11 protein-coding genes are annotated in these 19,334 nt (G+C 74.1%); 7 read left to right on the forward strand and 4 right to left on the reverse strand.

All coding sequences use genetic code 11. The features are described from left to right. Positions 1–3: 3 nt before the first annotated feature. The 3 genes from ACGF12_RS25330 to ACGF12_RS25340 form a co-directional block, all read right to left on the reverse strand. Positions 4–792: a glycine betaine ABC transporter substrate-binding protein gene (locus ACGF12_RS25330; protein ID WP_393034343.1), complete on the reverse strand. Its 789-nt coding sequence runs from the start codon at positions 790–792 to the stop codon at positions 4–6. Continuing rightward, complete coding sequence (locus ACGF12_RS25335; protein WP_393034345.1) at positions 789–1,772, reverse strand: alpha/beta hydrolase; 984 nt, start codon at positions 1,770–1,772, stop codon at positions 789–791. Before ACGF12_RS25335 ends, ACGF12_RS25330 begins: the two co-directional genes overlap by 4 nt. A gap of 74 nt (positions 1,773–1,846) precedes the next feature. Beyond that, positions 1,847–2,146, reverse strand: a complete 300-nt coding sequence (locus ACGF12_RS25340; protein ID WP_393034348.1) for a hypothetical protein — start codon at positions 2,144–2,146, stop codon at positions 1,847–1,849. A 129-nt stretch (positions 2,147–2,275) separates the two neighbouring features. Between ACGF12_RS25340 and ACGF12_RS25345 the strand changes: the two genes are divergently transcribed. The 3 genes from ACGF12_RS25345 to ACGF12_RS25355 all read left to right on the forward strand — a co-directional run bounded on the left by ACGF12_RS25345 (position 2,276) and on the right by ACGF12_RS25355 (position 5,863). Beyond that, positions 2,276–3,202 (forward strand): LysR family transcriptional regulator, encoded by a 927-nt coding sequence (locus tag ACGF12_RS25345; protein ID WP_393034351.1) that lies wholly within the window; start codon positions 2,276–2,278, stop codon positions 3,200–3,202. A gap of 440 nt (positions 3,203–3,642) precedes the next feature. Next, positions 3,643–4,662, forward strand: coding sequence for a hypothetical protein (locus ACGF12_RS25350; protein WP_393034354.1), 1,020 nt, complete (start codon positions 3,643–3,645; stop codon positions 4,660–4,662). A 220-nt stretch (positions 4,663–4,882) separates the two neighbouring features. After that, a complete protein-coding gene (locus ACGF12_RS25355; RefSeq protein ID WP_393034357.1) occupies positions 4,883–5,863 on the forward strand; it encodes a BTAD domain-containing putative transcriptional regulator in 981 nt (326 codons plus the stop codon). Between the two features lie 51 nt (positions 5,864–5,914). Here the strand turns inward: ACGF12_RS25355 and ACGF12_RS25360 are convergent, their stop codons facing one another. Next, complete coding sequence (locus ACGF12_RS25360) at positions 5,915–8,899, reverse strand: LuxR C-terminal-related transcriptional regulator (RefSeq protein WP_393034359.1); 2,985 nt, start codon at positions 8,897–8,899, stop codon at positions 5,915–5,917. A gap of 507 nt (positions 8,900–9,406) precedes the next feature. Here ACGF12_RS25360 and ACGF12_RS25365 point away from each other — a divergent pair. The 4 genes from ACGF12_RS25365 (at position 9,407) to ACGF12_RS25380 (ending at position 19,244) form a co-directional block, all read left to right on the forward strand. Beyond that, on the forward strand, positions 9,407–11,308 hold the full coding sequence (locus tag ACGF12_RS25365) for a BTAD domain-containing putative transcriptional regulator (RefSeq protein WP_393034362.1): 1,902 nt from the start codon (positions 9,407–9,409) through the stop codon (positions 11,306–11,308). Positions 11,309–11,628: 320 nt separating this feature from the next. After that, entirely contained in the window at positions 11,629–11,895 is a 267-nt protein-coding gene (locus tag ACGF12_RS25370) for an acyl carrier protein (RefSeq protein ID WP_393034365.1), read from the forward strand. Positions 11,896–11,983: 88 nt separating this feature from the next. Next, on the forward strand, positions 11,984–12,793 hold the full coding sequence (locus ACGF12_RS25375; protein ID WP_393034368.1) for an alpha/beta fold hydrolase: 810 nt from the start codon (positions 11,984–11,986) through the stop codon (positions 12,791–12,793). 187 nt (positions 12,794–12,980) lie between these two features. Further along, positions 12,981–19,244, forward strand: a complete 6,264-nt coding sequence (locus ACGF12_RS25380; RefSeq protein ID WP_393034370.1) for an SDR family NAD(P)-dependent oxidoreductase — start codon at positions 12,981–12,983, stop codon at positions 19,242–19,244. The last annotated feature ends 90 nt before the right edge of the window (positions 19,245–19,334 follow it).

Consider the following 19,334-nt stretch of genomic DNA (forward strand, 5'->3'; position numbering starts at 1 on the left):
CGGTTACGGGTGGGCCGCGAGGTAGCGGTCGGCGGCCTGCAGCGGGGTGAGGCCGTCGGCGCTGATCCAGGCGTCGAGTTCCTCGACGCCGTCGTTGCCCAGGTGAAGGGCGTCGAGGTGGGCCAGCGCCTCGGGGTGGATGCGGCCGAGGCTCGCCCGGCGGATCACGGGGGAGGCGGCGTCGACGGTGCCGAGCAGGCCCTGGGGTTCGGCCAGCGGGCGCAGGCCGTGGCGGCGGTTGAGGTACTGGGGGCGCCAGATCGGGATGACGAACCACTCCCGGTCGGCGATCCCCTGTTCGACGCGGGCGATGAACCCGGCCTCGGTGCCGGGGGTGAAGGTGTAACCGGCCCGGTCGAGGCCGTAGGCGGCGACCATCCGGGCGGAGAATCGGCTGATGCCGGCGCCCGGGTTGATGCCGTCGATGGCGCGCGTCATGCGGGCGGCGACGTCCGGCCGGGCGAGGTCGGCGACCTCGCGCACCGCGTCGGCCGGGACGTACGGCGGCACCGCCCATACGCAGTAGGGGTGGTAGTGGGGAGCGAGCAGGTGGGTCCGGTCCCGGTAGGCCGACAGGTAGGTGTCGTGGCTGGAGGGCAGCCAGGCGGAGACCAGGACGTCGATGCGGCCGGCGGCCTGGAGCCGGAACAGCTGCTCGTGCGGGGCCTCGATGCTCTCGACCCGGTGGCCGTGGGCCTCCAGCACGCGGCGGGTGACGGCCGCGGTGGCGCGGTGGAACGACAGGGCGATGTTGCCCACGGTGATCGCGGGCCCGGGCGGGGGAGTGTTCACGGGGTCTCCTGTCGTGGGTGGAGCGCCTCGCGCAGGGTCGCGACGATCTGGGCGAGCGCGGCGCGGGCGGCACCGGTTTCCCGGAGGGCGTCGAGGACGACGAAGGCGTGGATCGTGCCCTGGTAGCGCACGCAGGTGACCGGCACACCGGCCGTGCGCAGCTTCGCGGCGTACGCCTCCGCCTCGTCGCGGAGCGCGTCGGCCTCGGCGGTGATCACCAACGCCGGTGGCAGTCCCGCGAGTTCGTGCGGTTCGGCGTTCAGTGGCGCTGCGGTCGGCTCGCTCCGCCGTGCCGGATCGGGTACGTACTGCTGCCACAGCCAGCGCAGGTGGTCGGCGCTCTGGAAGTAGCCCCGGGCGAAGCGGCGGTAGGAGTCGGTGTCGCAGGACGCCGAAAGGGGCGGGTGGATGAGGACCTGGTGGCGGAAGGCGAACCCGCCGTGCTCCTTGGCCGGCAGGGTCAGGGCCGCGGCCAGGTTGCCGCCGGCGCTGTCGCCGGCCACGGCCATCCGGGCCGGGTCCAGTCCGCGCCCGAGGCCGTGCGTGGCCACCCAGTGGGCTGCCGCGCGGGCCTGCCGGAGGGCGGTGGGGTAGGGGGCTTCGGGGGCGAGGTCGTAGTCCACGAAGACCACGGCCGCGCCCACCCCCACCGCCAGCTCCCGGACCAGCCGGTCGTGGCTGATCGCACTGCCGGCGATCCACCCTCCGCCGTGCAGGTAGAGGATCACCGGCAGCGGTGCCGGGCCTTGAGCGGTCGGCCGTACCAGCCGGACGCGGACCGCGCCGTCCGGCCCGGCCAGGGACAAGTCCTCGATGTGGGCGTCGGGGCGTTCGACCGGGCCGGACTGGGCCAGGTCCAGCCGGGCGCGGATCTCCGACAGGGGAAGCCGGCGCGGGTCGGGCCCGGCCGCCACCTGGTCGGCGAGCGCACGGGCGGCCGGGTCGAGGACGGGCCCGGACGGTGCGAAGGGATCGTGCATGGAAGGCTTCTCCAAGCTTCCGGAGGACGGCCGGGCAGCGCCGGGGCAGCGGTGCCCGGCCGTCCCGCGGTTCGTCAGTCCTGCGGCAGCTGCAGCGGAACCAGCGGGATGACCGTCTCGGTCTCGATCAGGCCCGCCGCGACCGCGGGGAAGGTCGCGATGATCTCGCGCGCGGCCTCGACCGTCACGGCGTCCATGACCAGTGCCGCACCGACGCAGTCCGCGCGGTGGTAGCCGTGCACGATCACACCCTGGTCGACGAGTTCCTTGGCCCGGGCCAGCTCCGCGTCGATGACCTTCGCGAAATCCTCGTCCGTGGCGTGCGGGGCCGCCTTGAAGACCGCGAGGACACCGGCGCCGGATGCGTTCGACATGGGGACAACTCCTTGGTAGCGGGAAGCGGCGAGGCCCCGATACCGCCTCGCCGGACATGACCCCATCCTGCGGAGCGGGGCCGGTATGCGTCCAAGGACTGTTTCCTATCAAACCCATAAGCTGGACACATGCCAACGCTGCGACAGCTCGAATATCTGGTGACGATCGTCGACGAGGGCTCCTTCACCCGTGCCGCCGAACTCCTGCACATCACCCAGCCCGGCCTCTCCCACCAGTTCCAGGCCCTGGAACGCGAGATCGGCAGCCCGCTGCTGGAACGCCTGCCCCGCACCGTGCGGCCCACCCCGGCGGGGCGGGCCATGCTCCCCCACGCCCGAGCCGCCCTCGCCGAGGCCCGGCGCGCCACCACCGCCGCCCGCCGTACCGCCGGTCTCGCCACCGGCGAACTCCACCTCGCCACCCTCTACTCCATCAGCTACGGCCTGCTGCCCGCCGCCCTCGGCGCCTGGCGCCGACACCACCCGGGCGTGCGGGTCCGGCTGTTCGAGCACCGACGCACCGAGGAACTGGCAGCGGCCATGAACGCCGGTCAGGCCGACATCGCCGTCGGACCGCCACCGCCCGGCTGGGAGGGGCCGGTGCGTCACCTCGGCACCGAGGAGTTCCTCGTCATCACCCACACCGACGATCCCGCGGCCGGCTCCACCGGTGCGCCCCGCGTCCGGCTGGCCGACCTCGCCGAGCGGGAATGGGTGCACTTCACCCCCGACAGCGGCCTGGCCGACCTCCTGGACCAGGCCTGCGCCGCAGCCGGCTTCCGCCCTCGGGTGGCGGTCCGCACCGAGCAGGCTCCTGCCGCCGCCAACTACGCCGCCACCGGACTCGGCCCCACCCTCGTCCCCGCCAACACCGTCCCGCCCCGCTTCAACGGCGCCGTCCTGCGCCCGGACCCCCCGGTCAGCCGCGCCTTGACGGCCTACACCCGCACCACCCCCGATCCCGTCGTCGCCGCCTTCCTGGAGGACCTCGCGGACCACTGCCTACTGACCCCCCGCCACCTCCGAAGGCGCCTGGGCCCGGCCAGGTCGGGCTGACACGACGGCGGCGGGCACCGATGCCTGCGCGGGTGAGCGGCGCGGTGAGCGACTTCGCCGGGGGCCTCGGGCACGGCCGCGAGCGGCTGCCGACCGACCGGGCCGCCGCTCGGCGGGTCGGCGAACGCGGGTGATCCGCCTGCACGGGGAGTCCGACAGGGCTGTGACCGGCGGTGACGCGACGAGTGCGTGTACGCCCACAAGCCGCCGGCAGGCCGAGACGGCGGCGCCCTACGACACGTCAGCGGTGGACGTCGGCGGTAGACTGAAATCGGGGCAAATGTGTGCGGCGTCCGCCCTCCAGCTCCTTTGGCTGCACGTTCCACCGGTTGGCAGCCGGCCGGGCGCACGGGTGTGTGCGCGAGAAATGGAATGTGCCCAGACCCCCGACATCTTCGTGGCGCCATTTGTCCCAGCGTATACCTAAGGGGATATCTGCCATGATCTATTCCGAGAACGGGGAGATCAGGCCGCGCGGCATTGTGGTGGGCCCCCGCTCGCGATTTGCTCAGGCGCTCGCGAGCAGGCGGACCGCGCTTGCCGGGGAGGCCGCGGCCGCCGCGGTGACGGCCGACGGGTTCCATGAGATTCCGACCTGGGATCTGAAGGACCATCACGGAAGGACGATCGCCGACCTGGTCTTCGTCAACCGCTTCGTCGGCGGTGCCGCGGCCTGGGCCGAGAGCGACATGGACAACATCGACAAGGCGCTCGCGGCGGCGATGTCGGACAGCGCGTTGCAATCGGTCATGGGCCAGTACTACTCGGACAGCATCAGCTCCAGGGCGTTGCCGCGCGCCGTGGTGGACCTGGACGCCCCGGGGGGATCGCGGTTCTTCAAGGATCAGGTGGAGGAGCTCGCGGGCCAGTTGTTCCTGAGCGGGGTGCTCGGCGACAACGATCCCGGGCAGTGCGTCATCAACATGATGCTGCCGCCCGGGGTCATCCTCGTGGACGGTTTCTCGCCCGGTTTCCAGCCCCCGCCCGGCGCCGAAGAGGAACACTCCCGCCGCACCCGCGCCCTGGTCAAGATCGACGACGATGACGGTGACTCGACGCACGGACTGGGCGGGTACCACGGATCGGTGCATGTGACCAAGGGCAACCGGACCGTGACGACCTACTACGCGGTCGGGGTCTTTTCGGAAGGATCCAACGGAATAGTCCAATTCAACGAATCCTGGGAAAACGTCGTCGCCACCTTCTACCACGAGCTCAACGAAGCGCGGACGGATCCCGACGTCGAGGACGCCGTTCGATTCAACGACGAGTCGAAGGTCGGCTGGTACTCGGAGATCGGCCAGGGCGAGATCGGCGATCTGCCCATCAACGAGGCCGATCGCGGGCTGGCTCCCATCTCGGCCATTTTCCGGTCGGTGAAACTCGCGGACGGGAGTGGCGATGTTCCCGTCCAGCTCATGTGGTCGAACGCGGTGCACGCCCCCGCCACGGCCGGGTAGCGCGGCACCGCCACACGGGTGGGCAATGGGACCTGAGTAGCCGCTACTCACCTGCGGGCGCGGTGCGGGGCGGGCGTGCGGCCCGGGGCGGCGGCGAGATGGGGTGGCCGGGCAGTTGCTCGAACACATTTGAGTAGCTCGTACTCACGTGCTGGAGCCTGGCTCGTGGTCGACTCGGGTTGCTGGGCAGCACGGGCCGCACCGAGCCATGGGGGTAGAGATGCAGTTCCGGATCCTGGGTCCTGCTGAGATCTTCGACGAGGCCAGGCAGCGGCGGGTCCAGTTGAACAGCCCCAAGCAGCGGATGCTGCTCGGCGCGCTCCTCGCCCGGCTGGGCGCGCCGGTACCCACCGACCTGCTGATCCGGGAGCTGTGGGGCGGCGACGCCCCGGACAAGGCCGTAAACGCCCTCCAGGCGCACGTGTCGCGCCTGCGCCAGGTGCTGATCGAGGCGGAGCCCGCGCGGGCCAACGCGCCGCGCCTGATCGCCCGCGGCGCCGGCTACCTGCTGCAGGCCCGGCCCGACGAGATCGACAGCTCGCACTTCCGGTTGGAGGTGATCCGGGCGCGGCGGCTGGTGGCGAGTGACCCGCGGACCGCCTACTCGCTGCTGTGCAAGGCGCTGAAGCTGTGGCGCGGCCCGGCCCTGGACGGCGGGGCCGGCGGCCCGCTCTGCGCCGGTGCCGCGGCGCAGTTGGAGGAGGAGCGGCTGCGGGCGCTGGAGGACCGCTACGACGCCGCGCTGCGGCTGGGCCTGCAGTGGCAGGTGGTGGGACAGCTGGAGGAACTGGTCACCACTCACCCGGGGCGCGAGAGGTTCCACGAGCAGCTGGCGGTCGCGCTCGAGCGGTGCGGCCGGAAGGTCGAGGAACCCGCCGGGGCCGCCCGGGAGCGGGGTCGTCCCGGCGGCGAGCGCGGCCTGGCGCCGGTCGCGCTGCTGTCCGCCAGAAGCCGTCAACTCGCGTCGGCCGACCGGTCGGCTCCGGCGCGGTCCGGCGGCGATCTCCCCGGCGCCCCCGAAAATCTCGAACTGAGGCTGCAGATCGAGCAGTTGATCTGTGAGCAGCAGAGCCTGCGGGCGGCGGTCGAGCACCTGACGGCCCTGGTGGCCCAGCGCGAGCCCGGGCACCATCTGGCGGCGGTGCGCGATGACCTGCCCTACCAGGGGCGGTCCGGTACCGGCTCGGCCGGCACGGGGTGAGCGTCCGGCCCGCGGGCCGGACCGTACACCCGGGTGCGGGTACGGGGCGGATCAGCCGGCAGCCCGGCGACCCGGGCCCTTGGTGGCGCCCGGCGGTCTCCGTCTGGACCGCGTCCGTTCGGCCGTCGCACCTGCCGCCGGGGCCGCCGCCGGGGCCGCCCGGACATCGCTGAGCAGCACCGGCTCGGCGGCCTCCGCCTGGGCCAGCACCCGGGCCAGCTCGGCTCGGGCCGTGACCGCCAGTTTGTGGTAGACGCGGTGCAGGTGATTCTCCACCGTCCGTACCGAGAGCACCAGTTGGCCGGCGATGTCGCGGTTGGACACCCCGGCCGCGGCGAGCGCGGCGATCTCCCGCTCCCTGGTGGTCAGCTGCGCGGTCGCGCCCTCCCACCGGGGTTCGACCGCGCACCACGGCGGCAGCGTGCCACCGCAGTCGGCCAGGATCTCCCCGCAACCGCTCCGGACCTCACGGCTCTTGTGGTGCTGCCCGGCCGCCCGGTAGGCGCGGCCGGCCTGCGCCGCCGCCTCGGCCGCCAGCGGGAGCGCGCCCAGCTCGCGGAGCCGGGTCATCACCGCGCTCAGCGCGTCGCCGTCGGACTCGGCGAGCGCCCGGATGTGCTCGGCCTGCAACCGGACCAGCTCCGAACTGCTGTGCGCGGCCAGCCGGGTGGCCTGGGCGGTGAGCGGAGCGGCCCGCGCGACGCGGGCCGCCAGGTGCAGGGCGGCCACGGCGGTGGCCGTGCGGTGGGCCGCCGCCGAGTTCCTGGCCACCTCCAGCGCCTGGCCGGCGGCTCCGGGACGGTCCCCGCAGTGGGCCAGGACCAGGGCGCGCTCCAGCGCGATGTCGTCGGCGGCGATCGGGTGCGCCACCGCCTCACTCTGCACCAGCCGGGCCTCGACCAGCGTGCGCAGCGCCTCGGACTGCCGACCGGACTCGGCCAGCGCGCCGGCGAGTTGGGCCAGCGTCCAGGCCTGGGTGGTCAACCAGTCGTCCCGCCCCTGGAGCACGCTCGCCTCCCGCAGCAGCGCTACCGCCTCGTCCGGCCGTCCGGCGGCGCGGCACAGGCGGGAGCGGAGCACCGCGATCTGGAGCCGGCGCTGGTGGTCCTCCTCGGCGGCGTGCCGGCTCATGGCCTCCAGCGCGCTCTCGCAGCCGTGCAGATCGCCCATCAGGAACGCGCAGCGGGCGAGCAGCACATGGTGGCGCAGCCGGGCGTCGTCGTCCCAGCCGGCCACGGCCGCCGCGCACCGCGACAGCAGCTCCAACGCACCGGCCGGGTCGCCGAGTTGCATCCGGGCGAAGGCCACCGCCGGCAGCAGGACCTGGGTGACGGGGGAGTCGGCGGACTCGTCGGGCAGCGCCGCGTCGCCGATCGCGACCGCGTCGTGCAGCCGGTCGGCCGTGACCGCGATGACGGCCCGGGAGCCCTGGAGGGCCGGCGCCCGGTCGGCGCCCACGGTCGCCACGGCCCGGTCCAGCACGGCTGCCGCGTCGTCCAGCCGGCGCAGGCCGAAGGCCAGGTTGGCCGCCCGGCCGTGCACCGCGGCGAGCAGGTCGGCGACCGGCACCCGGGCGCCGGTGTCGAGGCCGGCGGCGAAGAGCGTCTCGGCCTCGGCGTGGTGGCCCCGGGCTGCCAGGATCCGGCCCAGCAGCAGGGCGGTCGGCACGTCGTCGGGGGCCGCCGTGGGCTCGTCACCGGCCGACGCCACGCGCGTCGGCAGTGGGCGGGAAGCGGCGCCGAACCCCGCTGAGCCGGTCCCCGGGCCGGTCGCCGAACCGGTCGTCGAGTCGACTGCTGAGCCGGTCCCCGAACCGGCTGTCGAGCCGATCGGCAGCGCCGGCTCCCAAGCCGGACCGGGCCGGGGACACCGGTCGCGGGCCCGCCCCCCGGCGTCGGTCGGGGAGCCGTCCAGCGCCAGCCGGCACAGGCGCTCCGCGAGCGCCAGGTCCTGCCGCCGGAACGCGGTGCGCGTCAGTCGCAGTAACTGCCGCCGCCCGGGGACGAGTCCCGCGTCCAGCCGCAGGGTGATGACGCGCAACTCGTCGTCCGCCCGCCGGGCGCCGGTGCCCTCGATCCAGTCGGCCACCTGGCGGCGGAGCCGGCGCGCGGTCAGATCGGACATCCGGGCGGCCACCACGAACCCGCTCAGCGGCAGCGCCAGCCGCAGCCGCACCCGGTGCCCGCCGTACTCGACCGCCACCACCCCGCGCAGGTTGAGCGATTCGGCGGCCTGGGTGAGGCCGCAGTGGTCGGTGATCTCCGCCTCCAGCGGCTGCGCGACCGCGAGCATGTTGACCAGCTCCTGCTCGTCCGGGGCGAGGCCGCGCAGGCCGAGGTGGACGACGGCGGCCAGCCGCTCGGTGGGGCGTTCGGCCAGGCCCCGCCACCGCCAGATCCCGTTGACCTGCCGGAGCGAGCCGTCCGCGAGAGCACCCTCGACCAGCTCACCCAGGATCAGCGGGTTGCCGCCGGTGGCGGCCCGGAGCCGCTCCAGGGTGGCGGTGTCGACGTGTCCGCCCAGCCGGCCGTGCAGGGCGCCGGCGACCGCGGTCCGGTCGAAGGGGCCGAGCTCGATGCGCTCCACCAGGCGGGTGACCCAGAGCTTGTCGATCCCGGCCGGCACCGGTGCGCCGCGCTCGACGGCCGTCGCCAGGGCCAGCCGGCCGGAGGCGACCAGCTGGTACAGCCGGGCCGCTGACGTGTCGTCGACGAGATGGGCGTCGTCGACGCCGAGCACCGCGGGGTCGGCGACGGCCTCCCGGCGCCGGGAGGCGGTGAACCATTCCAGGCATTCCGTCAGCGATCCGAAGGCTTCGACGGAGTCCTCCCGTCCCCGTCCCGTCCCGCCGACCGAGATGACGGTCCGGCCCGCGGCCGCGGCCCGCTCCAGGGCCGCCGCCAGCAGCCGGCTCTTCCCCGTGCCGCGATCGCCGTCCAGGAGGACTCCGCCGCCGCGGCCGATGGCGTCCTCGATCGCCTCTAGTTCGACTTCTCTTCCGGTCAGGGGCCAGTTGTGCGCAGTATCCGCCAGCATGTGCTTTGTAATCCCCCAAAAGAGATGCCACCCAGGTGGAAAAGCCGCTCTCTTCATGACAGTGCGACATGCTGGTGTCACTGCGATGTGAACCAGACATTGCCATGGCGATGTGAACCGGACATTGCCGAAGGGATAAATCCAGCCCGGTGTCCCGCTGCTGCTTCATGATTGCGTGACCACACGGACCGTAAATGAATCGGAGGAAGCCTTGCTGTATCGATTCTGGCGGCATCCTCCGGAGTCGGTAAGGGCAGCCCGACCTCGACGTATGATGCGGCGGTCCGGCCGAGCGGCAACTCGGGGGAGGAAAATCCGTCGCCCGGAGAGGCAGTTGCGGGGGCGGCACCGGCACTGATGTGTCGCATCTCACATCCTCGGGGTGACGCCACTGTGTGTGCCGGATGACACGCGGCCTCGCTACAGTCGGCGCCGACGCCCCGCACGGTCAGTGCCGATCCGTCACGGTGCGTCATGCGCCCGTCGGGGGAAGGAAGTGTTGTGGGCATGACCGTGGACTCCTGGGGGGCGATCCTGCGGGGTGCCCGACTGGCCGCCGGTCTGACGCAGAGTGAGGTGGCCGAGCGGGCCGGGCTCAGCGTCCGCGCCCTGCGCTACATCGAGTCCGGCCGGGTGGCGCAGCCGCGCCGCGACTCGCTCGACCGGTTGGCGCAGGCCGTGGGGCTGGACCGCGGCAAGGCCCCCTGGGAGGAGGACGCCGGTCGGACCGGGACGACCGCGCAGGTCGACGGGCCGTACGACATCCGGGTCCTGGGGCCGCTGTCCGTCTCGTGCGACGGCCGCGCGGTGGCGTTACCGCTCAAGCAGCGCGTCCTGCTCGGACTGCTGGCCATCCAGCCCAACCGGACGGTCAGTCACGGCGAGATGGCGGACGTGCTGTGGAGCGGCGAGGCGCCGCCCTCCGGCACCGATCTGCTGCACAGCTACGTGGCAAGGCTGCGCCGGACCATCAAGGGGGGCGGCGGGCCCGGCCGGCACTGCCGGATCAGCACCGTGCGCGGCGGGTACCTCTTGGAGGCCCACCCCGCGATGCTCGACCTGCTGCGCTTCGAGGAGCTGGGCGGCCGGGCCGCCGCGGCGCGGGAGAGCGACCCCGCCCTCGCCCTGGAGCTGTTCGGCCGGGCGTTCCAGTACTGGCGCGGCCCGGTGCTGGAGGACCTGCCGGTGCTCCGGCAGCACCCGGCCGCGGTGGCGATCGCCCAGCAACGGATCGAGCTGGCCGTCGAGTTCGCGGACCTGGCGCTCGGCCGGGACCGGCCCGCCTTCGTGGTCGAGCAGTTGCGGATGGCGGCCTGCGAGGAGCCGCTGCACGAGGGGGTGCAGGCGCGGCTGATGCTCGCGTTGGCCGACTCGGGTCGCCGGGCGGCGGCGCTGCGGCTCTTCTGCGACCTGCGCAGGCAGTTCCGCGAGGAGCTGGGGGTGGAGCCGAGCGAGGAGGTCTGGGAGGCGCGCCGGCGCATCCTGCACCAGTCCGGCGCGGTCGCCGGGCAGGCCGGCGCGCCAGGGCGTGACGAGGCGCCGGAACGCGACGAGGCGCCGGGACGCCGGGACGAGCGGCAGCACCTCCCGCCGCCGCGAGCCAGGTTCCCGGCGCGCGACGGCATCGCCGCGCCCGCCCAGCTGCCGCCCCTGATCAGTCCGTTCGTCGGCCGCCGGAGCGAACTGGCCGAGCTCGACGAGCTGCTGGCGCGGCGGCGGGAGGACTGCTCGATGGCCGTCGCGGCCATCCACGGGCCGGCCGAACTGGGCAAGACGGCCCTGGCCGTGCTCTGGTCCCACCGGACGCTCGACCGGTTCCCGGACGGTCAGCTCTACGCCGACCTCCAGGGCAGTGCGGGGACCGGCCGCCCGGCGCGCCCCGGGGAGGTCCTGGGGTGCTTCCTGCGCTCCCTGGGCGTGGCCCGGGACCGGATACCCGCCGACCCGGAGGAGGCGTCCGCGCTCTTCCGCACCGTGCTGGCGGGGCGGCGGGTCCTGGTGCTGCTGGACGACGCGCGGTCCTCCGCCCAGCTGCGCCCGCTCCTCCCGGGCACCTCGGGGAACCTGGTGCTGGTGACCAGCCGGCGCCCGCTGACGGACCTGGTGGCCCGCAACGGCGCCAGGTCGCTCGCCCTTGACGCCCTGTCCGGGCCGGAGGCGCGTGAACTGCTCGAAGCCTTCCTCGGCCGGGAGCGGACGGCGGCCGAGCCGCAGGCCGCGGCGGCGCTGGCCGAGGCCTGCGGACGGCGCCCGCTGGCGCTGCGGATGGTGGCCGCGCGGCTGGCCTCGATGCCCGGCGTCTCGATCGGCGCCTGGGTTCGCGACATCGAGGAGAACCGCGAGACGACCCTGCCGGGCCGGACGCACACGGTGACGCTGGGTGGCCAGTGCCGGGCTGAAGGCGGCTGACAGGCGCGCTGACAGGCGCGCTGACACGTTTGCGCCAGGCTGACGGGAGGCCGCCCCGTCAGCCGTTCACCCCGACGATCCCGCAGCTCGGCGCGGTCGGCCCGATTTCTTGGCTACTGACTGATCAGCAGGATCGGTGTCAGCGGGCGATTCGGGCTCCGGATCGAGTTGCCCGGCACCCGGCACCGGCCTATGGTCACGACCTGCGGACGGCCCGGCGAATTCGGCCGCGGCATTCGTGAAAACTCCGACGAGGCCCCGGTGTGCCGTTTTCCGCGCGTCCGTGGACAGCCCAATCACAAGGTCGGGAAAGGATCGGAATGGGGAACATCACGGTCGACGAAGCCCAGCAGTGGCTGATTGAGAAGATTGCCCACCGGCTGGGGGTGGAGCCGTCCACGGTTCCGCCGGAGCAGTACTTCGACGAGCTCGACCTGGACAGCACCGAGGCGCTCATCCTGGCCGGCGAAATGGAGAACTGGCTGGGTTTTGAACTGGGCACGACGACGCTGTGGTACCACCCGACCATCAAGGACCTGGCGGAGTACCTGGCCGAGGAGGTCGCGCAGCGTGCCGCCTCGGCGTAGGGCCGGAGCGCTCCGGGGAGCCGGTAGCGGTCCGGACGCGCCACCGCTGGCGCTCCGGCACCGGCCCACCGCCCCCGGGGAGCACACCGTGTACGCCGTCCACCCCGGCGCGCTCCCGTCGAGCGTCTGGGGTGGCATCACGCAGGCACTGCCCGGGGACTGCGGGGCCGTCGTCCTCGACCTGGCCGGTGTCCCGGAGTACTTCGAAGCCGCGCTGTCGGGCGGGCGCACCGAGCTGACCGTCGCCTCGCTGGTGGACCGGCTGGTCGCGGAGTACCGCGCCGACCGGGTGCGGCAGCCGGCCGGCGGCCCGGTGACCTTCGTCGGCTGGTCCTTCGGCGGTGTCCTCGCGCAGGCGATGACCGAGCGCCTGACGCGGCCGGAGTGCCCCGACCGGCTGGTGCTCCTCGACAGCATCGCCCCCACCGACGCCTACCAGCAGCCTGACGACGCGCTCGACCCGCCCCTGCTGCTGCGCTGGTTCGCGATGTACCTGGGGGCCAAGCGCGGCCGTACGGTCTCGTTCGGCCCCGGCGGAAGCGTCGGCCTCGACACCGGGACCGGGCTGGTCCGCCTGCTCGACGTCGCGATCGACTGCGGCGCGCTGGCCGCGGGCACACCGCTTCCCGGCCTGCGAAAGCTCTACGACACCTACGTCGACGGGCTGTTGCGCAACAACCGGCTCACCGCCACGCACCGCCCGGCGCCCTCGTCCGTGCCGCTGGTCCTGGTCAAGGCCGCGGACAGCCTCATCCCGGAGGACGAGACGCTCGGCTGGGCGGAGCTCGCCCCGCACGGCCTGGCCGTGCACACCGCACCGGGCGACCACTACACGATGCTCAGCCGCCCGGACGCCGCCGCAGTCATCGCCGAACTGATCCGCCGGCCCCGGTACTGACCGGCCGCACGGCCCCGCCCGCCCGTCGGCCGGGCGGCGGAGCCCTGCGCTGCGGGCGCCGCGACCGGAGATCCCGCTCGTCCAGATCCCGCTCGTCCAGATCCCGCTCGTCCAGATCCCGCTCGTCCAGATCCCGCTCGTCCAGATCCCGCTCGTCCAGATCCCGAGAGATCCAGAGAGACTCGCCGTGAACCCTTCGCAGGAACCCGACCTCGATCGTCGGCTCGCCCGTGACCCCATCGCCATCGTCGGCCTCTCCGCGCTCTACCCCAAGTCCCGTGACCTGCGGGAATTCTGGGCGAACGTCACCTCGGCCGCGGACTGCATCGACGACGTGCCCGCGACCCACTGGGACGTCGACGAGCACTACGACCCGGACCCGTCGGTGCCCGACAAGACCTACTCCCGGCGCGGCGGCTTCATCCCCGACGTGGCCTTCAACCCGATGGAGTTCGGCCTGCCGCCGAACACCCTGGAGGTGACGGACGTCCTCCAGCTGCTCAGCCTGGTCGTCGCCCGCGACCTGCTCAAGGACGCCGGTGCCGACCAGCCCTGGTACGACGCCTCGCGCACCGGGGTCGTCCTCGGCATCACCGGCGCCAACCAGCTGACCCAGCCGCTCACCGCGCGCCTGCAGACCCCGGTGCTCAAGGAGGTCGTGCGCAGCTGCGGCCTGAGCGAGCGGGACGCCGAGGAGATCGCCGCCAAGTTCCGCCTGGCGTACGCCCCGTGGGAGGAGAACTCGTTCCCAGGCATGCTGGGCAACGTGGTCGCCGGGCGGATCGCCAACCGCCTGGACCTGGGCGGCACCAACATGACCGTCGACGCCGCCTGCGCGAGCTCGCTGGGCGCGGTCAAGACCGCCGTCAGCGAACTGCTCGAAGGCCGCGCCGACACCATGCTGGTGGGCGGTTGCGACGCCGAGAACACCATCTTCATGTACCTCTGCTTCAGCAAGACCCCGGCGCTGTCCAAGAGCGGCCGGATCCGCCCGTTCGACAAGGACGCGGACGGCACGCTGATCGGCGAGGGCATCGGCATGCTCGCGCTGCGCCGGCTCTCCGACGCCGAGCGCGACGGCAACCGGATCTACGCGGTGCTGCGGGGCCTGGGCACCTCCAGCGACGGCCGGTTCAAGTCCATCTACGCCCCGCGCAAGGAAGGCCAGATGGTCGCGCTGCGCCGCGCGTACCACGACGCCGACTGCTCGCCCGCGAGCGTGGAGCTCTTCGAGGCGCACGGCACCGGCACCGCGGTCGGCGACGCCACCGAGCTGAGCGCGCTGGCCGCCGTGGTCGCCGAGGCCACCGAGGCGCGCAAGTACGCGGCCGTGGGCAGCGTGAAGTCGCAGATCGGCCACACCAAGGCGGCTGCCGGCGCGGCCGGGATGATCAAGTTGGCGCTCTCCCTGCACCACAAGCTGCTGCCGCCCACCATCAACGTCAACGAGCCCAACCCGGCGATCGACTTCGAGAACGGGCCGTTCTACGTCAACACCGAGTCGCGGCCGTGGATCCGCGACCCGGAGCTGGGCAAGCGGCGGGCCGCCATCTCCTCGTTCGGCTTCGGCGGCACCAACTTCCACGTCGTGATGGAGGAGTACGGCAACGGCGCCGACCTGAAGGTGATGTTCCCGGTCGCCCGGGTGCACCTGTGGCACGCGCCGGACACCGCAGCGCTGACGGCGGCCCTGGCGGACGGCGCGCCGGCCGCCGGCGGTCCGGTCCCGGCCGGCCGCGCCCGGCTCGCCCTGGTCGCCAGGACCGAGGAGGAGCTGGCCGCGCTGCGCGAGGTGGCGCTGGGCGAGCTGCGCGCCCGGCCGGAGGCGCAGTCCTGGTCGCACCCCAAGGGCGTGTACTTCCGCCGGGGCGCGGTGCAGGCCGGCAAGGTGGCCGCGCTCTTCGCCGGCCAGGGCAGCCAGTACGTCAACCCCGGCAAGACGGCCGTGCTGGCGCTGCCGCCGCTGCGCGCCGCCTTCGACCGGGCCAACGAGCAGTTCGCGGGCGCCGAGACGCTCTCCCGGGTCGCCTTCCCCGCGCCGTCGTTCACCGCGGCCGGGCGCCAGGAGCAGGAGGTCGCGCTGCGGCGCACCGCCTACGCGCAGCCCGCCATCGGCGCGCTGTCGGTCGGGCAGTACCGCTACCTGAGCGAACTCGGCTTCACGGCCGAGGCGTTCCTGGGCCACAGCTTCGGCGAGCTGACCGCGCTGTGGGCATCCGGCGCCCTCGACGACGACACCTTCTTCGCGCTGGCCCACGCCCGTGGCGCCGCGATGGCCCCGCCCGAGCAGCCCGGCTTCGACGCCGGTGCGATGGCCGCGGTCTCCGCGCCCGAGCAGCGCGTGCTGGAACTGCTGGCCGACCGGCCCGGGTTGGCCGTCTGCAACCGCAACGCGCCGGACCAGATCGTGGTCGGCGGTGCCACCGAGGAGATCGAGCGCCTGGTGGCGGCGGCCAAGGAGGCCGGTCTGCGGGCCGCCCGGCTGCCGGTCTCGGCGGCCTTCCACAGCCCGTACGTCGCCCACGCGGTGGAGGCCTTCCGCGCCCACGTGCAGGCGGCCGAGGTGCGCGAACCGCGCGGCCCGGTGCTCGCCAACACCCGCGGCGCCGTCTACGGCGCGGACCTCGACGCCAACCGGCGGGTGCTGGCCGAGCAGTTGATCCATCCGGTGGACTTCGCCGAGCGGGTGGAGGAGCTGTACGCGGCCGGCTTCCGGGTCTTCGTCGAGTTCGGCCCGAGCGCCGTGCTCAGCCAGCTGGTCCGCCGCGTCCTCGGCGACCGCGACCACACGGTGCTCGCCCTCGACGGCGGCGCCAACCGGGACGCGGAGCTGGTGCTCAAGCAGGCCGTGGCCCAACTCGCGGTGCTGGGGCTGCCGGTGGCCACCGCCGACCGGTACGCGGCCGAGCCGTGGCGCAGCGAGCCGGCGAAGGGCATGACCATCTCGCTGAACGGCATCAACTACGTCTCGCCGCAGCGCCGGGCGGCCTACCGGGACGCGATCGACAACGGCTACCGGGTGCCGCAGCCGGCCGCCGCCGCCCAGCTCGCCCCAGCCGCTCCCGCGCCCGCTGCCGCCGCCCCGGCCGCCGCTGTGCCCGCTGCCGCCCCCGCGCCGGTCGCCGTGCGGCCCGCGCCGCTCCCGGCTCCGGTTCGGGTGGCCCCCGCGCCGGCCTCTGCCCCGGCCCCCGCGGCGGCCGCCGCCGCGCCCGCTCCCGCCACCCCTGCCCCCACCGCTCCGGAGACAGCTCACGTGGACAACGACCGCCTGGCCGATCTCATCGCCGACCATCTGCTCCTGCACGACGACTACTTGAACGGTCAGCTGCAGAGCGCCGAGCGCCTGGCCGGACTGCTGGAGCGCGCCGACGAGCAGGGCCGGCTGAGCCAGGTGCTCCCCGGGGTCACCGCCGTCAAGGAGCACGGCCTGGCGATCGGCCGGACCCACCTGCGGGCCAACGAGGTCCTGCGCGACCTGGCCGGCCTGGAGCTGGGCGGCGCCCCCGTCCCGTCCAGCCCGGCGCCCCGGGCCGCGGCGGCGCCGGTGGCGCCACCGGCCCAGCCCGTCGCGGTCCCGGCCGCGGTTCCGGCCGCGCTGCCGGTCGCGGAGATCGCGCAGCCGGCCGCCGCGCTGCCCGCCCCCGCCGTGGTCCAGCAGCAGGTTGCCGCTCCGGCGCCTGTCGCTGCCGCTGCTGCTCCGGTGGCCGTCACCGGGCTGGATCCGGTGGTGGTGGAGGGTGCGTTGCTGGAGGTGGTGGCGCAGAAGACGGGTTATCCGGCGGACATGTTGGAGCTCGACATGGATGTCGAGGCGGATCTGGGGATCGATTCGATCAAGCGGGTCGAGATCATGGGTGTGTTGCAGGAGCGGTTCGCGGTCGACACCGCCGCCGGCCCGGAGCAACTGGGTGAGCTGCGGACGCTGCGCCACATCGTGGACTTCATGGCCGGGACGGACGAGCCCGCGGGCACCGTCGCCGCGGCGCAGGCTCCGGCCGCCGCCACGGTGGAGCCGGCCGCCGAGCCCGCTGCCGACCCCGCCGCCGCGCCCAAGCGGTCCGCCCGAATCGGCCGCGCCCAGGCCGCCCTGGTCACCCTCCCCGAGCCGGACCGCCTGGTCGAGGCCTACCCGCAGGGCGCCGGTGCGCTCGTGGTGGACGACGGCGGCGAGCTCGCCCCGGTCCTCGTCGAGCAGCTGGCGGAGGCAGGCTGGAAGGTGCACGTGCTGCGCCTGCCCGGTGTTGCCGAGCGCGCCTCGGGCGTGCTGGACCACGCCCTGTCGAGCTGGGGCGTGACCGAACTCGCCGCCCGCGTCGAGGAGGTGCTGGTCGACGGGATCAACCTGGTGCTGGACCTCACCACCACCCCGGACACCGACTGGGCCTCCGGTGTGCGCCGACTGGCACACACCCTGCTGGTGGCCAAGCACGTGGTCGAGCCGCTGACCACCGCCGCCGCCTTCGGCCGGGCCGCCTTCGTGACCGTCACCCGGCTCGACGGCGCCTTCGGTCTGCACGGTGTGGCCGAGGAGTCGGCGCCCGCCGGTGGTGTGGCCGGCCTGGTCAAGACGCTGGCGGTGGAGGCCCGTGAGCTGTTCTGCCGGGCCGTCGACCTGGCCCCCGCGCTGGATTCGGCCGCCGCGGCCGCCGCGGTCCTGGAGGAGCTGCACGCGGCCGGGGCCGAGCCGATCCAGGTGGGCCGGGACGGCGTCCGGCGGGTCGGCCTGACGCTGGCCGAGCGGCCGCTGACCGCCCCGGGCCGGGGCGTCGCGCCGCTCGGCACCGAGGACCTGCTGGTGGTCACCGGCGGCGCCCGCGGGATCACCGCGGCCTGCGTGACCGAGCTGGCCCGCCGGCACCGTCCGGGGCTGCTGCTGCTCGGTCGCACCCCGCTGGAGGAGGAGCCGGCCTGGGCGGCCGGAGTGCCGGACGCCGCGCTGAAGGCGGCCGCGGCCGCCGGACTGAAGGCGGCGGGCGAGAAGCCCACCCCCAAGCGGGTCGAGCAGCTCTTCCGGACCGTCGTGGGCATCCGCGAGATCAACGCCACCCTGGCCGAGGTGCGGGCCGCCGGCAGCCAGGTCGAGTACCTCCCGGTGGACATCACCGACGCGGCCGCCACCGCCGCCGTCCTCGCCCCCCACCGGGAGCGGATCACCGGTCTGGTGCACGGCGCCGGCGTGCTGGCCGACCAGCTGATCGCCCACAAGAAGGCCTCCGAGATCGAGCGGGTCCTCGCGCCGAAGCTGTCCGGGCTGCGCTCGCTCACGGCCGCGCTGAACGCCGACTCGCTGCGCCACGTGGTGCTCTTCTCCTCGGTGGCCGGGTTCTTCGGCAACCGCGGCCAGTCGGACTACGCGATGGCCAACGAGGTGCTCAACGCCTGGGCGTCGTCCTGGAAGCAGCGCCACCCGCAGGCCCGGGTCACCTCGCTGAACTGGGGCGCCTGGGACAGCGGGATGGTTTCCCCGGAGATCAAGGCGGTCTTCGAGGAGCGCGGTCTGGTCCTGATCCCGGTGCGGACCGGTGCGCAGATGTTCGTCGAGCAGTTCGCCGACGAGCGCGCCGACGACGTGGTGACCGTGCTCGGCCCGACCACCCCGCTGTCCGAGCGGGAGGCGGCGGTGCCCGCCTCGGCCGTCACCGTCGAGCGCCGGCTGGGCTCGCTGGCCGGCGACCCGATCGTGACCGACCACGTGATCGGAGGCGAGCCGGTGCTCCCGGCGGCGGTCGCGCTCGGCTGGGCGATCGGCGCGGCCGAGCGGGTCGGCGGTGTCCCGGTGGGACGGGTGCGTGACTTCGTGGTGCAGAAGGGGATCGTCTTCGACGGCGGCCACCCCGACACCTGCCGCCTGGTGCTGACCCCGGCCGGGGGCGCGATGCAGGTGGCGATCCGTTCGACCGACGCGGACGGTACCCCGCGCCCGCACTACGCGGCCGTGGTCGACCTCTCGGCCGCGCCGGCCGAGGCGGTCCTGGCCGGTGAGCTGCCCGTACTGGGCCGTGGGCGGGACGCCGCGGGGTTCTACGCGGACGGCACCCTCTTCCACGGTCCGTCCCTGCGCGGGGTGCGCCGGGTGCTGGCCGAGTCCCGGGAGCGGCTGGTCCTGGAGTGCGAGCTGCCCGAACACCGGCCGGCCGGCGGCGCGTTCGCCGGCTCCCGGTTCGCGCCCGGCACCGCCGACCTGCTGCTCCAGGCGGGCCTGGTCTGGGTGAAGCTCTTCCGCGGCACGGCCGGACTGCCGCTCTCGGTCGGCCGGGCCGACCTGCACCACCCGCTGCCCGACGGCGAGCCGTTCCTGGTCGTCATCGAGCCGGCCGCGGGCAACGGCGGTAGCGGGGCCGCGTCCCTGACCATCACCGCCTGCGCCCCCGACGGTCGGGTGCTGACCTGCCTGGACGCTGTCTCGGTGGTCTCGGCTCCCCAGCTGGCGGCCAAGTTCGTCAGCAGCTGACCGCCCGCGTCCGACTGACGGATGAGACCCGGTCGGTCCGGTCGGTGCAAGATCGCGCCCGCCGGCCGGACCGACCGCCCCCAGAAGGGA

This window comes from Kitasatospora sp. NPDC048296, from assembly GCF_043201815.1.
Classification (GTDB): Bacteria; Actinomycetota; Actinomycetes; order Streptomycetales; family Streptomycetaceae; genus Kitasatospora.